At 37.1% G+C, this 13,183-nt stretch carries 14 protein-coding genes and 1 other annotated feature; of the genes, 11 read left to right on the top strand and 3 right to left on the bottom strand.

Translation table 11 applies throughout. From position 1 onward, the window contains the following. Positions 1 to 15: 15 nt before the first annotated feature. Positions 16 to 93, top strand: a sequence feature (ribosomal protein L21 leader region). A gap of 14 nt (positions 94 to 107) precedes the next feature. The 11 genes from rplU (at position 108) to pheA (ending at position 10,584) form a co-directional block, all read left to right on the top strand. Then, positions 108 to 416 (top strand): 50S ribosomal protein L21, encoded by a 309-nt coding sequence (gene rplU, locus QRE67_RS20820; protein WP_003200848.1) that lies wholly within the window; start codon positions 108 to 110, stop codon positions 414 to 416. An 11-nt stretch (positions 417 to 427) separates the two neighbouring features. Continuing rightward, positions 428 to 772 carry a ribosomal-processing cysteine protease Prp gene (locus tag QRE67_RS20815; RefSeq protein WP_286122100.1) on the top strand — a complete coding sequence of 115 codons (345 nt, stop codon included), beginning with the start codon at positions 428 to 430 and terminating at the stop codon, positions 770 to 772. Between the two features lie 3 nt (positions 773 to 775). After that, positions 776 to 1,066, top strand: coding sequence for a 50S ribosomal protein L27 (gene rpmA, locus QRE67_RS20810; protein ID WP_286122099.1), 291 nt, complete (start codon positions 776 to 778; stop codon positions 1,064 to 1,066). A gap of 64 nt (positions 1,067 to 1,130) precedes the next feature. Then, positions 1,131 to 1,679 (top strand): Spo0B C-terminal domain-containing protein, encoded by a 549-nt coding sequence (locus QRE67_RS20805; RefSeq protein WP_286122098.1) that lies wholly within the window; start codon positions 1,131 to 1,133, stop codon positions 1,677 to 1,679. Then, entirely contained in the window at positions 1,679 to 2,965 is a 1,287-nt protein-coding gene (gene obgE / locus QRE67_RS20800; protein WP_286122097.1) for a GTPase ObgE, read from the top strand. Before QRE67_RS20805 ends, obgE begins: the two co-directional genes overlap by 1 nt. Positions 2,966 to 3,134: 169 nt before the next feature. Continuing rightward, the gene (locus QRE67_RS20795) at positions 3,135 to 3,842 is read left to right on the top strand and encodes a response regulator transcription factor (RefSeq protein ID WP_286122096.1); all 708 of its coding nucleotides are present in this window, start codon (positions 3,135 to 3,137) and stop codon (positions 3,840 to 3,842) included. Beyond that, positions 3,832 to 4,914, top strand: coding sequence for a sensor histidine kinase (locus QRE67_RS20790; RefSeq protein ID WP_286122095.1), 1,083 nt, complete (start codon positions 3,832 to 3,834; stop codon positions 4,912 to 4,914). The genes QRE67_RS20795 and QRE67_RS20790 overlap by 11 nt, the downstream gene beginning before the upstream one ends. A gap of 93 nt (positions 4,915 to 5,007) precedes the next feature. Continuing rightward, positions 5,008 to 5,784: an ABC transporter ATP-binding protein gene (locus QRE67_RS20785; protein ID WP_286122094.1), complete on the top strand. Its 777-nt coding sequence runs from the start codon at positions 5,008 to 5,010 to the stop codon at positions 5,782 to 5,784. Next, positions 5,759 to 7,672, top strand: coding sequence for an ABC transporter permease (locus QRE67_RS20780; RefSeq protein ID WP_286122093.1), 1,914 nt, complete (start codon positions 5,759 to 5,761; stop codon positions 7,670 to 7,672). Before QRE67_RS20785 ends, QRE67_RS20780 begins: the two co-directional genes overlap by 26 nt. 50 nt (positions 7,673 to 7,722) lie before the next feature. After that, positions 7,723 to 9,636, top strand: a complete 1,914-nt coding sequence (locus tag QRE67_RS20775) for an ABC transporter permease (protein WP_286122092.1) — start codon at positions 7,723 to 7,725, stop codon at positions 9,634 to 9,636. Positions 9,637 to 9,729: 93 nt separating this feature from the next. Then, positions 9,730 to 10,584 (top strand): prephenate dehydratase, encoded by an 855-nt coding sequence (gene pheA / locus QRE67_RS20770; RefSeq protein ID WP_286122091.1) that lies wholly within the window; start codon positions 9,730 to 9,732, stop codon positions 10,582 to 10,584. Between the two features lie 44 nt (positions 10,585 to 10,628). Here the strand turns inward: pheA and QRE67_RS20765 are convergent, their stop codons facing one another. The 3 genes from QRE67_RS20765 to QRE67_RS20755 all read right to left on the bottom strand — a co-directional run bounded on the left by QRE67_RS20765 (position 10,629) and on the right by QRE67_RS20755 (position 13,048). Beyond that, positions 10,629 to 11,276, bottom strand: coding sequence for an MOSC domain-containing protein (locus tag QRE67_RS20765; protein WP_286122090.1), 648 nt, complete (start codon positions 11,274 to 11,276; stop codon positions 10,629 to 10,631). Positions 11,277 to 11,366: 90 nt separating this feature from the next. Beyond that, a complete protein-coding gene (locus QRE67_RS20760) occupies positions 11,367 to 11,909 on the bottom strand; it encodes a transcription repressor NadR (protein ID WP_286122089.1) in 543 nt (180 codons plus the stop codon). Next, positions 11,909 to 13,048: an IscS subfamily cysteine desulfurase gene (locus QRE67_RS20755; protein WP_286122088.1), complete on the bottom strand. Its 1,140-nt coding sequence runs from the start codon at positions 13,046 to 13,048 to the stop codon at positions 11,909 to 11,911. Before QRE67_RS20755 ends, QRE67_RS20760 begins: the two co-directional genes overlap by 1 nt. Between the last annotated feature and the right edge of the window lie 135 nt (positions 13,049 to 13,183).

The raw sequence follows: 13,183 nt of genomic DNA, 5'->3' as shown, positions 1-13,183 counted from the left end.
TAGCACCTAAACTGCTATATGCTACAACCGCACAGGACAGGTTCTAAAAAGACATGCTATGTCTACCTCGTTTTGGCGAGTCTTAGTAATTATGAGGAGGTGCAAGTATGTACGCAATTATCGAAACAGGTGGAAAACAAATTAAAGTTGAAGCTGGTCAAGAAATCTACATTGAAAAATTAGATGCTGAAGCTGGTGAAACTGTTACTTTTGACAAAGTTCTTTTCGTTGGTGGCGAAAACGTGAAAGTTGGTAGCCCAGTTGTAGAAGGTGCAACAGTTACTGCGAAAGTTGAAAAACAAGGTCGCGCTAAGAAAATCATCGTTTTCAAATACAAAGCGAAAAAGAACAATCGTAAAAAACAAGGTCATCGTCAACCTTACACTAAGCTAGTGATTGAAGCAATCAACGCTTAATTCCGGTTAAAATGATTAAAATTACGATAAGTCGCACGAAATTAGGAAGTATCCAATCATTTAAAATGACTGGGCATGCCGATTATGCGCCGCATGGACAAGATCTTGTCTGTGCTGGAACAACTGCGGTTGTGTTTGGATCTATAAATGCAGTGGAAGTACTTTGTAATGTGCAAGCAACTATTGAACTCGGAAGTGACGGCGGATTCTTAACGTATGAATTGCCTAATGATTTAGACGCTCATACAGCAGAAAAAGCACAAACACTTTTAGAAGGATTGGTTGTTTCGCTTAAGACGATTGAACTTGATTACGGAAAATATATCCGATTAATAGAAAAAGTGCAGGAGGTGTAACGTATGTTAAGATTAGATCTTCAGTTTTTCGCATCTAAGAAAGGTGTAGGTAGTACAAAGAACGGTCGTGACTCTCAGTCAAAACGTCTTGGTGCTAAACGCGCAGATGGTCAAATGGTATCAGGTGGTTCAATTCTTTACCGTCAACGCGGTACAAAAATTTATCCAGGTGTTAACGTTGGTCGTGGTGGCGATGACACTTTATTCGCGAAAGTTGACGGCGTAGTACGCTTCGAGCGTCTTGGCCGTGACCGCAAACAAGTGAGCGTATATCCTGTTGCTCAAGAAGCATAAGAAACTCACGGAAAACTCTAACCTGAGTGCAGGTTAGAGTTTTTCTATATTAAGGGGTATCTGGATGAAGGAAAAATGGACAATTATTGATGCGCTGCGTCATTCGAGACATGATTGGCTCAATCGTATGCAGATGATTAAAGGAAACCTTTCGCTTGGAAAAGCGGAAGAGATTCATGGACTCATCGATCGTTTTGTCCAAGAAGCGAGACAAGAATCTAATCTGATCGGGCTGTCGATGCCTATGTTTTCAGAATGGATTTTAACATATAATTGGAAACAGCAACCGTGCTTATTGGAATACGAAGTATTAGGGAAAATACATAACTTATCTCATCTAGATGAGGTAGTTTGTACATGGACGAATCAATTTTTCTCAATACTCCAGCATAGTTTAGACCTTTATGTCGAAAATTATGTTTGTATCACAATCGAATGTGACGCGCAGGATGCTCGTTTCTTTTTTGATTTTCGTGGTAAGCTAACAGATGTAGAGGAACTACAAACGTGGCTTGCAAATCAAGATGATGAATGGTGTTCCATTTCTTATACAGTACGAGATGAAGAAATCTCAATTATATTACAACTAATCGAAAAAAGTGTGGTGAGATAATGTTTGTAGATCAGGTCAAGATATATGTAAAAGGCGGCGACGGTGGAAACGGAATGGTTGCGTACCGTCGTGAGAAGTATGTTCCAAAAGGTGGCCCAGCAGGTGGTGACGGTGGTAAAGGTGCAGATGTTGTTTTCGTTGTAGACGAAGGATTACGTACATTAATGGACTTCCGCTATCAGCGTCATTTTAAGGCAGATCGCGGTCAACATGGAATGAGTAAAGGTCAACATGGCCGAAAATCTGAAGATTTAATTGTAAAGGTTCCGCCAGGTACAGTTGTAAAAGATGAAGCTACTGGTCAAATTCTTGCGGATTTAGTAACGCATGAACAATCAGCAGTTATCGCAAAAGGTGGCCGTGGTGGTCGTGGTAACTCACGTTTTGCGACACCAACGAACCCAGCTCCGGAAATCGCCGAGAATGGGGAACCAGGTCAAGAGCGTGATGTAACGTTAGAATTGAAAGTGTTAGCTGATGTTGGACTTGTTGGCTTCCCAAGTGTTGGTAAATCAACATTATTATCTGTTGTATCATCAGCACGTCCGAAAATTGCAGAATATCATTTTACAACAGTTGTTCCAAACCTTGGTGTTGTTGAAACAGGCGATAATCGTAGTTTCGTTATGGCTGACCTTCCAGGACTAATTGAAGGAGCACATGCCGGTGTTGGACTTGGACATCAATTCTTACGTCATATTGAGCGTACACGTGTTATCGTGCATGTAATTGATATGTCTGGTTTAGAAGGTCGTGATCCGTATGAGGATTACGTAACAATTAATGGTGAATTAAAAGAGTACAATCTGCGTTTAACAGAGCGTCCACAAGTTGTTGTTGCAAACAAAATGGATATGCCAGATGCAGAAGAAAACTTACAAGCGTTTAAAGAAAAAGTGGGCGATGAAGTTAAAATCTTCCCAATTTCTGCAGTAACAAGGCAGGGTGTTCGTGATTTACTATTCGAAGTAGCAAATCTATTAGAAACAACACCAGAATTCCCAATACATGAAGTTGCAGACGAATCTGAAGCAAGCGTAATGTACAAATATGAGTCTGAAGGCTCTAAATATGAAATTACACGTGAAAGTGATGGTACGTTTGTTATTTCTGGTTATGATATTGAGAAAACGTTCAAGATGACAGACTTCACTCGTGATGAATCTATACGCCGATTTGCTCGTCAAATGCGCGGAATGGGTATTGATGAAGAACTTCGTGCTCGCGGTGCAAAAGACGGTGACATTGTAAAAATTCTTGAATATCAATTTGAATTTATTGATTAAGACTGCCAAAATACGGCAGTTTTTTTTATAATGGAAAAAGGAGTGAATATATCCATCGTTCACAGGTAATAACTCTCGCTTTAAATTTCAGAAGAATCAAAGAAATGAGGTGCGAGGTAACTGGCTGATGGAAGTCGTACTCTACAGCAAGAAGAAAAGGGTGAGGTTTATGTATAAAATATTAATTGTAGAAGACGATGAAAAGATTGCTCACATTTTAGAAGAGCACTTAGGGAAATATGGGTATCAGTCGTTTCGTGTGGAAGATTTACGCCGTATAAAAGATGAATTTGTAAAAATAAATCCACATTTAGTCTTACTGGATATTAATTTACCGTACTTTGATGGGTTTTACTGGTGTCGTCAAATTCGGACTGTTTCGAACGCACCAATTATTTTTGTTTCAGCACGAACGGGCGAAATGGATCAAGTGATGGCAATCGAAAATGGCGGGGATGATTATATTACAAAGCCATTCCATTTAGATATTGTGATGGCTAAAGTAAAGAGCGCACTGCGACGCGGATATGGGGAATATGCTGGGTCCGCAGAAAGCGACTGCTTTGGTGTAAGTGGATTGCTGTTATTTCCATCACAACATACAGTAGAGTGGCAAGGAAAACAAATCGAGCTGACCAAGAACGAATTTTATTTATTAGAATGTTTAATGAAACAGGCAAATCAATACGTGACACGAGAAGAGTTATTAGAGGCATTATGGGATGAAATCGCTTTTGTTGATGATAATACATTAACGGTGAATGTAAAGCGAGTACGAAAGAAGCTAGAGGAACTAGGGATTACAGATGCAATTGTAACAAAGCGTGGTTATGGTTATGCACTGCTTACAGAGTGGGGGAATGATAATGAAGCATAAGGCTTATATTATTGATCGTTTCCCATTGATTGTATCCTATATTGTAAGCCTATGTTTGTTTGGACTTGTACTACAATTGCATGCACTATTAGAGAAGCAATCGATACATTGGAGTACGTGGTTATACGGTTTTTTATTAGCGACAGTCGTTTTTTTGTTTTACCTGATTTACGATTATCGAAAGCGGGCCGTATTTTTAAAAAGAGTAACACAATATATTGATGGAGGGTATACTTTACATGATTCGTTATTGATAGATACTTCTTATTCATCTGAACAAGAAGTAATGGTTGAAGCATTTACATTGCTAAGACAACAATATATGAACCAAGTACATGAGCAGTCTGCAAAAGAGCAACAACAAATAATTTTTATGAACCAATGGATTCATCAAATGAAAACGCCGGTGTCTGTTATAGAATTATTGTTGCAAAAGTTAGGACAAACGCACCGCGAGACGCGAGAGACGGTTGAAAGTATTCGTGAAGAAAACAATCGTATTTTACACGGTTTAGATTTAGCACTACATATGGCACGGCTTGAACAGTTTGCAAAAGATTATAAAGTGGAAGAAGTGAATGTGGTAGAGATCGTTCGTGATGCTATTAATCAGCATCGAAAAACATTCATCCAATATTCCGTATATCCAAAAATAATGTTTGAAAAAGAACAATATATGATAGCTTCTGACCAAAAGTGGATCGGAATCGCGATCAATCAAATTATCATGAACGCACTGAAGTATACAAAAATCTCCCTAACTGAGAAAAAAGAGATCCAGTTTCAAATGGAAGAAACGGACAAGACGATTTTATTACATATTTGTGATAACGGTATCGGGATTCCAAAGCAAGATACAAAGCGGATTTTTGAACCGTTTTTTACAGGGATAAACGGACGAAAAACAAGGGAAGCGACAGGAATGGGTTTATATATAACAAAGCAAATTTGTGATCATCTCAGTCATGGAATTTCTGTACAGTCGATAGAGAATGAAGGGACAACCTTTACTTTCCAATTTTCAAAAGATAAAGGATATCATAAATTAATGAGAAAAATGACAAAATTGTAAGATAACAATTGATTTTGTAAGGAAAATCACTCGTTTCTCCTGCTCATTTTCTCTATAGTTAAAGTAAGAAGAAAACACATAGGGGGATTAGAAATGAGTGTTCTCGAAGTAAAAGGTTTGACGAAAGTCTATCAATCAAAAGGTTCAGTGGCAACGACCGCTTTACATGATATAAATTTTAAAATTGAGGAAGGCGAATTTGTTGGGATTATGGGGCCTTCAGGAAGCGGGAAAACAACGCTTCTTAATTTGTTAGCAACAATCGATAAACCGACATCAGGGCATGTGTACATGAATGATGAAGAAATTAACCAAATGCGTGCAGCAAAACTAGCAGCATTTCGCCGTACACATTTAGGATTCATTTTCCAAGATTTTAACTTGCTTGATACGTTATCCATTAAAGAAAATATCATTTTGCCGCTTGTGATGGCAAACCGTTCTGTAAAAGAAATTGATACAAAGGTGCTTGAAATTGCGAAGTTTTTAAACATCGAAGAAATTTTAAATAAAAAAGTGTACGAAGTATCAGGTGGTCAGCAGCAACGTGCTGCAGCGGCACGTGCGATTATTCATGAGCCAACGTTAATTTTAGCTGATGAACCGACGGGGAACTTAGATTCAAAATCAGCAAAATCATTAATGGGCGCACTTCAAGATTTACATGAAAAGAAAAAAGTAACGATTGCGATGGTAACGCATGACCCTGTCGCTGCAAGCTATTGTGAGCGCATTCTCTTTATTCGTGATGGGGAAATTTTCTCCGAAATACATAAAGGAAAAACAAAACAAGCCTTTTTCCAAGAAATTTTAGATGTACTTGCGATGCTAGGGGGAGAATACCATGAACTTTCGCCAGCTCGCGCTTAATAATGTAAAAGGAAATTGGCGGAATTATAAAGCGTTTTTAATTAGCAGTTGTTTATCAATTCTCGTCTTTTTTATGTATGCTTCGTTTATTTATCATCCGGATGTGGTGGATGGAAACATTAGCATGAGATCAATGGTCACAAAGGGACTAGAATCAATGAATTATATCATTGTTGTCTTTTCGGCACTATTTATTTTATATTCTAACTCAACTTTTTTACGAGCAAGGAAAAAAGAATTTGGTCTATTAACTTTAATTGGTGGAACAAAAGGACAGCTTGGTCGCATGATTGTCTTAGAGCAAATGATCCTAGGTGTAATCGCAATTATAGTGGGGATTGCTCTTGGTATGCTTGGTTCAAAGCTTTTCTTCCAGGCATTAAGTGTATTGCTTGGCATTGATAACACGCTTCCGCTCGTATGGAATGGAAAAGCAGTGCTACTAACAGCTGGTGTGTACTTCGTTCTCTTTTTCATCTTATCATTATTTGGTCTTTGGACTATTGCACGCTTGCAAATTATTGATTTACTACGTGATGCAAGAAAACAAAAAGTGGAGCCTTTCGCATTTACATGGTTATGTGTCATAGGGGTATTATGTATTATTGTAGCGTATGTTCTTTGTTTCCAAGTTACACTTATGAATTTTGTTATGTATTTCTTGCCAATTGTTGGATTAACAATTGCGGGCACATACTTACTATTTACACAAGGTAGCACCGTAGTATTAAAGGTATTACAAAAACGAAAAAAATCATTTTATAAGTATCCAAATATGTTTGTGCTTAGCAATCTCATTTATAAAATGAAAGATAATGCCCGCTTTCTTTTTGTTATATCTATTATTACAGCAATTGTTTCTTCCACAATTGGTACGCTGTATGTATTCTTTGAAGATATGAGTTATAAAACGGTAGCTCGAACGCCACAAGCTATTTCATATGAGGAAAAAGGCATCAATTCTCATGAATTAATTAGTGAAGATAAAATACAAGTAGCGCTGAAAAAGCATGGATTTGAAGATGCAAGGAAAGTAACATATATACAGCTTCCTGCAACATTTAAAATGCAATGGATGAATGGTGATCGGGATATACCTTTAGGTCTTATTTCAGAAAAAGAATTTAATGCAGAAGCACGTAAGCAAAAGAAAGATGAGGTTCATAATGCACCTGGAAGTGCAACAATGGTTTTAATAGATATGATGAATGATTTTATGAAATTTGATCGCACGAAGCCATTTGAATTTACATTGAATGGACAAAAGCAGTCTATTAAATTAAATGAGCCAACTTCCCAATCTATTTTTAATGGTGAAGGATATCTTATCATAAATGATCAAGATTTTGCGAAATATGCGGAGGCTGTACCAGATACTGAAAAGACGAAATATTACGGATACTATATTGAAGACTGGAAAGGAACAGAAGATCTTGTAGTAGACTTGCAGAAGCAAATTGCACCAGAGCAGCAGGGGAAATTCCATAATTCCATTCTTACTTATAAAGCTATAAAAGAACAAGGTGCAATCACAATGTTCATTGGTTTCTTCGTAACAGTACTTTTCTTCTTCTTTGCTTGCAGCATGACATACTTTAAATGGTTTAATGATAAAGAACAAGATCGGATTCAATTCAAATCATTAAAACGAATCGGTATGACAGATAAAGAAATTCATAAAATCGCTATTCGTCAAATGGGAGCAATTTTCTTTATCCCAATTCTTATTGGTACTGTGCATAGCGGATTTGCTCTTTACACATTAGGAAAAATGCTTTATTTAGATTTGTGGAAATCAGGAGCGATTATTATTGGCGCATATATTTTAGCGTCGGCGATTTATTTTGCTATCGCACAAAGAGGATATTTAAAACACGTAAAAAGCTAGGGAAACCTCTAGCTTTTTACATGTGTAACAGGTTACAGAGGGGGATGAAGATGAATGTTCGACAATTGGCAATGCAAAATATAAGAGGTAATTGGCGCAGTTATAAAGTATTTTTCTTAAGTAGTTGTTTTGCTATATTTGCCTCATATATATATATGTCCGTGATTTTCCACCCCTATATGCAACGTAATATGTGGTATCAGAATGTACAATGGGGACTTATTGTATGCAATATAATTGTTATTTGCTTTTTTATTTTATTTATTTTGTATTCGAACTCCATTTTCATACAAACACGTAAGAAAGAATTAGGGTTATACATGTTAATGGGAGCAACAATGTCTAATTTGATCGGTATGATTATAGCTGAACAAATGGTGATGGGACTTCTCGCTAATGTTTTTGGTGTAGGTATTGGAATGGTATTTTTAAAGCTCTTCTTTATGATATTTGGTATGATACTTAAATTTCCTCAGGAATTACCTCTTATTTTTGATATAAGAGCTGTCATGATAACGGTTGGTACATATTCTATTATATTTTTTGTTTTATCTTTCATTAGTGCACTACGTATATGGAATATAAAAGTAATTCGCTTGTTGAAGGAATTTCGTATGGGGAAAAGTGAATTAAAAAGTTCGAAGTGGCTTTGTTTGCTAGGTTTTGTTTGTTTAGGTATAGGCTATGGCTTAGCGTCACAAGCGACGATGATGACGATTGCTATCTATTTCATTCCGGTTGTCATTTTGGTATCCTTTGGCACATACTTTTCGTTTACACATGGGATCATTCAAATATTACAAATGATAAAAAGTAGCAAAAAGATTATGTATAGATACCCTTATCTATTTATAGTGAATCAATTATTTCATAGAATGAAGGAAAATGGGCGCTTTTTCTTTCTGTTATCAATGGCAACAACCGTTGTCGTAACGGCAACCGGTGCAGTTTACTTGTACTTTTCGAGCATGCAGGATATGTGGCGTGGAGGTGGAGCACACGCTTTTTCATATGTAGAAAAAGGTGTCCATTCAAGTGAAGTAATGGAGAAAGGGACAGTTGAGAATTTGTTCCATAAATATGGAATTCAAAAATTTCGCTATACAACTTTTGTAGGTTTACCAGCAACATTTCAGTCTAATAACAGGGAAGATACACAGGCAACTATAATAGGTGCGAGTGAGTATAACAAAGAAGCGAGAGAGCAGGGGCAGAAGACGTTTCATCCGAAAATAGAAACTGTTACACTTGTTTATTATGATAAGTATGATGGACCAGCCTTGTATGATAATAAAAAGATCAGTTTGCATGTGTTAGGACAAACGATAGATTATAAATTCAATGGACAGAAAGGCGGCACGCTATTTAATAATCATAGTTCTCAAATAAATGGAATGTTTTTTATTATGAATGACAAAGATTTTATGAATCTAGCGGGTCAAATTTCCGATTCTGAAAAATATGTATATCGTGGTTATACGTTAGATAATATAGAAAATACAGAAAAATTAAACGAAGATTTACGAAAACATATTAAGCAGAATAGTAGCGGTGCATTTCGAAATAATATGGAACTGTATATGAAGATGAAAGAAGGCGGAGACATTACTTTATTTATTGGTTCGTTTATTAGTATACTATTCTTCCTTACTTCATGTAGCATCGTTTACTTTAAATGGTTTCATGATATTGCATATGATCGAAAACAGTATCATGCATTACAAAAGATTGGCATGACAAAAAGAGAAGCATATAAAATTACTCGTTGGCAATTAGGCATATTGTTTTTTTCTCCTATTTTAGTAGGAAGCATGCATAGTGCGGTTGCTTTATATACGTTCCATAGAATAATCTTTATAGAGGATTCATTCCAAAAAGTATGTTTTGTGATTCTGTTTTACCTTTTGGCTTGTGCCATCTATTTCTTCTTCGCCCAAAAAGAATATATGAAACATATAGACTAGCAGATGCTAGTCTTTTTATAATATTCAAAATTCACATAGAAGAATAGAGGAGTTTATGGTATAACAATAAGAAAACGAAAAAGAGGGGACAACATGACAATCCGAGTTGGTTATTTAGGACCAGAAGCGACATTTACAAATATGGCGGTGAGTCGCTTTTTTCCAGAAGCAGCCCATGTTCCATATCGGACTATTCCTAATTGTATGGATGCAGCAGCAAATGGAAATGTTGATTTTGCTGTTGTACCACTAGAAAATGCAATTGAAGGTTCGGTTAATATTACGATTGATTATCTTGTGCATGAACAACCGCTTTTTATTGTAGGAGAAATTACAGTACCTATTCAGCAGCATTTGCTCGTTCATGCAAATTATGAAGAGGTTTGGAATGAAGTATACGCTGTGCATTCTCATCCACATGCGATTGCGCAGTGCCATAAGTTTTTAAATGAAAAGTTAAAGGGTGTAACGGTTTGCGATATGACATCGACGAGTGCAGCAGCGCAGTATGTGAAAGAGCATCCAGAAGAGAAAATAGCGGCAATTGCGAATGAGGCAGCTGCAGAGAAATATGATTTAGCGATTGTGCAGCATAATATTCATACGCATAAAAATAATCATACGCGTTTTCTTGTGTTACATAAAAAACAGCGGGCGCTACTACCAAAAAATGGTGAGAACCGTGGAGAGAAAACGACGCTCATGGTAACGTTACCTGCTGATTACGCAGGGGCACTGTATCAAGTATTATCGGCTTTTGCATGGAGAAAATTAAATTTATCAAAAATCGAATCTCGTCCGATGAAAACGGGGCTTGGTAATTACTTTTTCTTAATTGATGTCGATAAGGCGTATGATGATGTGTTATTGCCGGGTGTAACGATGGAGCTGGAGGCACTTGGATTTTCTGTTACGGTGCTGGGAAGCTATTCGTCATATTGGCTATAACATAAAAAAATCCCACCGTAATGAAAAGGTGGGATTTTTTTATGTTATTTTAATTTTTCAAGACGGTCTGTTAATTGTTTACGCCAATCTGCTGCTAGTTCTGGAACGGCAATAATCTTTTCCATACCTTCTCGATCTTTCCGTCTATGAAAATATACTTCGTTAGAAAATAAAATAGAAACTTGTTCAGGATGACGTTCTAGCAGCTGAATCTGTGAGTCTTTTTGAACGATTCCTTCTTGAAGAACACGGCATAAATAGCCAGTGTAACCAGTTTCGACAATGCGAGGTAAAATGCCAGGGATGCCAAGTCTTTTGGAAATGGTACTACACGGTATTCTGCCTTGCGTTACTTGAATAATAGCTTCCCCTAATTGATAGGTATCTCCAATGAAAACATCATGCTCTAACATATTCGTAACAGTAATGTTTTCGCCAAATGTAGAGGAAGGTAGAGTTGTTTGAAATTCTTGTTCCCAAAGTGCGTAATGCTCATATGGATATACACAAACGGCACGATCTGGACCACCGTGAAATCGTAAATCAGCTACGCCATCTCCGCGAAAGCCATCTTTTGATAAAAATGCTTCTTCGGTAAGCTGTTTACAGATTCCCGTCGTCATTTCTTTTTCTTCTCCATATTGCATTTGTTTTGGTTTGCCGATGCTAAAATGAACGAGTTCAATTCCCATATATTAACTCCTTTATAATTGTTTTCCATATTATATCATGCTAATGATATACAAAAGCACAGAGAATTTGTTAATCCTCTGTGCTTCTGATTAATAAACGAGAAACCCAGCTCGGTCTAGCGCTTCGCAAGCAGCGTTTAATTTTGCAGTAGAATCAGCTTCAATTGTATGTAAGTGAATGCCCTCAGTTAATTGTGATAAGTAGACAGCTTTTGTATCTTCAATCTTTTTTAAATATTGTTCGACATCAAAGCGGTTGCCAACCATAATAGAAGCTGTTAAGTCTCCGTATACAGGATGTTCTACTTTCACATCTTTAATTGTAACCCCGTGATCGACAAGCGTTGTTAGTTCTTGGCGGACTTCTTCTGGTTTATGCTGGCAGACGATGACACGTTCAAATGTATTTTGCTTTGCCTGCGGTTTTAAATATAAGTACCCTTGTGCAGTTGCGATAATTGGCTCATTGCGTGCTTTTAGCAAAGAAATATCTTGTACAATCACTTGGCGACTGACGTTCGTTTTCTTAGATAATTCATTCCCAGATAACGGTTCATCTGTAGCAAGGAGCCATTGTAAAATGAGCTGTCTTCTTTCTTCTCCTAAAATCTTTTTTTGATCATTTTGTTTCATTATGATTTAACACCTCTATAAAATTGATTTCCAATTGTGTGTAATGCATGAATGGTTGTATCAATTTGGTTCATCGTTGTGTGACGTCCAAATGAAAAGCGGACGTATTGTTTTGCCTCTTCATACGTTTTTCCAATTGCAAGCATTGTTTTTGAAGGTTCTTGTTTACCAACTTGACAAGCACTCCCTGTTGAAATGGCAATGCCATGGCGATTGCATTCTAACATTGTGTACTGACCTTCTATTCCTTTTATTGTAACCCCAATAATGTGGGGTAAACAAGAAGCAGAATGCCCTTCCACTTGAATTTCCGGTGAAATAGTCTGCAATTGTTCGATAAAATAGGATCGCAATTGCTCGAAACGAGCCTGTTCTTCTTCACAATCATCTAATATATGCTGCGCTGCTGTCAGAAAAGAAGCAATGCCGGGAACGTTAACTGTACCTGGCCGAAAGCCCTTTTCATGAGATGTGCCGGGAAACACTTGCCCCCAGCGAATTTGTGGATTTATATAGCAAGCCCCAACACCTTTTGGTCCATAAATCTTATGTGCAGAAACAGAAATGCTATCAATTTGCATCGCTTCTATATCAATTGGGAGTTTGCCAAATGTTTGTACACAATCTGTATGGAATAAAATATGATGTTTTTTTAGCAATGCCCCAATTTCTGCGATGGGCTGAACGGTTCCAATTTCAGAGTTTCCGTGCTGAATGCTTGCTAAAACAGTATCTTCTGTAATTGCCTCTTCTAAAGCTTGAAGATTAAGGAGTCCCTTTGAATCGACGGGAATTTCCGTAATTATATATCCTTGGTTTTTCAGTAACTGAAAGTAGTTTCGAATGGATGCGTGTTCCATTGATGTTGTAATAATGTGCTTTCCGCTTTTTGCATTTAAAAGTGACTGGATTGCGAGATAATTAGATTCCGAACCACCGCTTGTAAAAAATACGCCTTGTTCTTTTCCTCCAATCATTTGTGCAAATGATTCTCTGCAAACTTGTAATAAGGATGAAGCTGTTCCCCCTATATCATGTAAACTTTGTTCATTACCAAAGTACTGTTGAGCTGCTTTTGTATATGTTTCAATCGATTCTTTGCTCATTGGTGTTGTCGCTGCATAGTCAAGATATATCATAACGCATAGTCCTCTCTTTGCTAGAGTTACAATCGTTTTGGTTCTGTTTTAATCCCTTCCCAAAAGAAATCGAAGTAGAGAAAATTCCTATAAGCCCCTGGTTGTTTCGGACTAACCGTCGATAGGAAAGATGGA

Origin of the sequence: Bacillus sp. DX3.1, assembly GCF_030292155.1 — a bacterium.
In the GTDB taxonomy this organism is placed as follows: Bacteria; Bacillota; Bacilli; order Bacillales; family Bacillaceae_G; genus Bacillus_A.
This window is presented reverse-complemented; position numbering and strand designations above follow the sequence as displayed.

Excerpts from the sequence above, each read along its gene's own strand:
- QRE67_RS20755 (WP_286122088.1), bottom strand. The coding sequence starts at position 13,048 with ATGATATATCTTGACTATGCAGCGACAACACCAATGAGCAAAGAATCG.
- QRE67_RS20775 (WP_286122092.1), top strand. The coding sequence starts at position 7,723 with ATGAATGTTCGACAATTGGCAATGCAAAATATAAGAGGTAATTGGCGC.
- QRE67_RS20805 (WP_286122098.1), top strand. The coding sequence starts at position 1,131 with ATGAAGGAAAAATGGACAATTATTGATGCGCTGCGTCATTCGAGACAT.
- rplU (WP_003200848.1), top strand. The coding sequence starts at position 108 with ATGTACGCAATTATCGAAACAGGTGGAAAACAAATTAAAGTTGAAGCT.
- pheA (WP_286122091.1), top strand. The coding sequence starts at position 9,730 with ATGACAATCCGAGTTGGTTATTTAGGACCAGAAGCGACATTTACAAAT.
- QRE67_RS20795 (WP_286122096.1), top strand. The coding sequence starts at position 3,135 with ATGTATAAAATATTAATTGTAGAAGACGATGAAAAGATTGCTCACATT.
- QRE67_RS20815 (WP_286122100.1), top strand. The coding sequence starts at position 428 with ATGATTAAAATTACGATAAGTCGCACGAAATTAGGAAGTATCCAATCA.
- obgE (WP_286122097.1), top strand. The coding sequence starts at position 1,679 with ATGTTTGTAGATCAGGTCAAGATATATGTAAAAGGCGGCGACGGTGGA.
- QRE67_RS20780 (WP_286122093.1), top strand. The coding sequence starts at position 5,759 with ATGAACTTTCGCCAGCTCGCGCTTAATAATGTAAAAGGAAATTGGCGG.
- QRE67_RS20765 (WP_286122090.1), bottom strand. The coding sequence starts at position 11,276 with ATGGGAATTGAACTCGTTCATTTTAGCATCGGCAAACCAAAACAAATG.
- QRE67_RS20760 (WP_286122089.1), bottom strand. The coding sequence starts at position 11,909 with ATGAAACAAAATGATCAAAAAAAGATTTTAGGAGAAGAAAGAAGACAG.
- rpmA (WP_286122099.1), top strand. The coding sequence starts at position 776 with ATGTTAAGATTAGATCTTCAGTTTTTCGCATCTAAGAAAGGTGTAGGT.
- QRE67_RS20790 (WP_286122095.1), top strand. The coding sequence starts at position 3,832 with ATGAAGCATAAGGCTTATATTATTGATCGTTTCCCATTGATTGTATCC.
- QRE67_RS20785 (WP_286122094.1), top strand. The coding sequence starts at position 5,008 with ATGAGTGTTCTCGAAGTAAAAGGTTTGACGAAAGTCTATCAATCAAAA.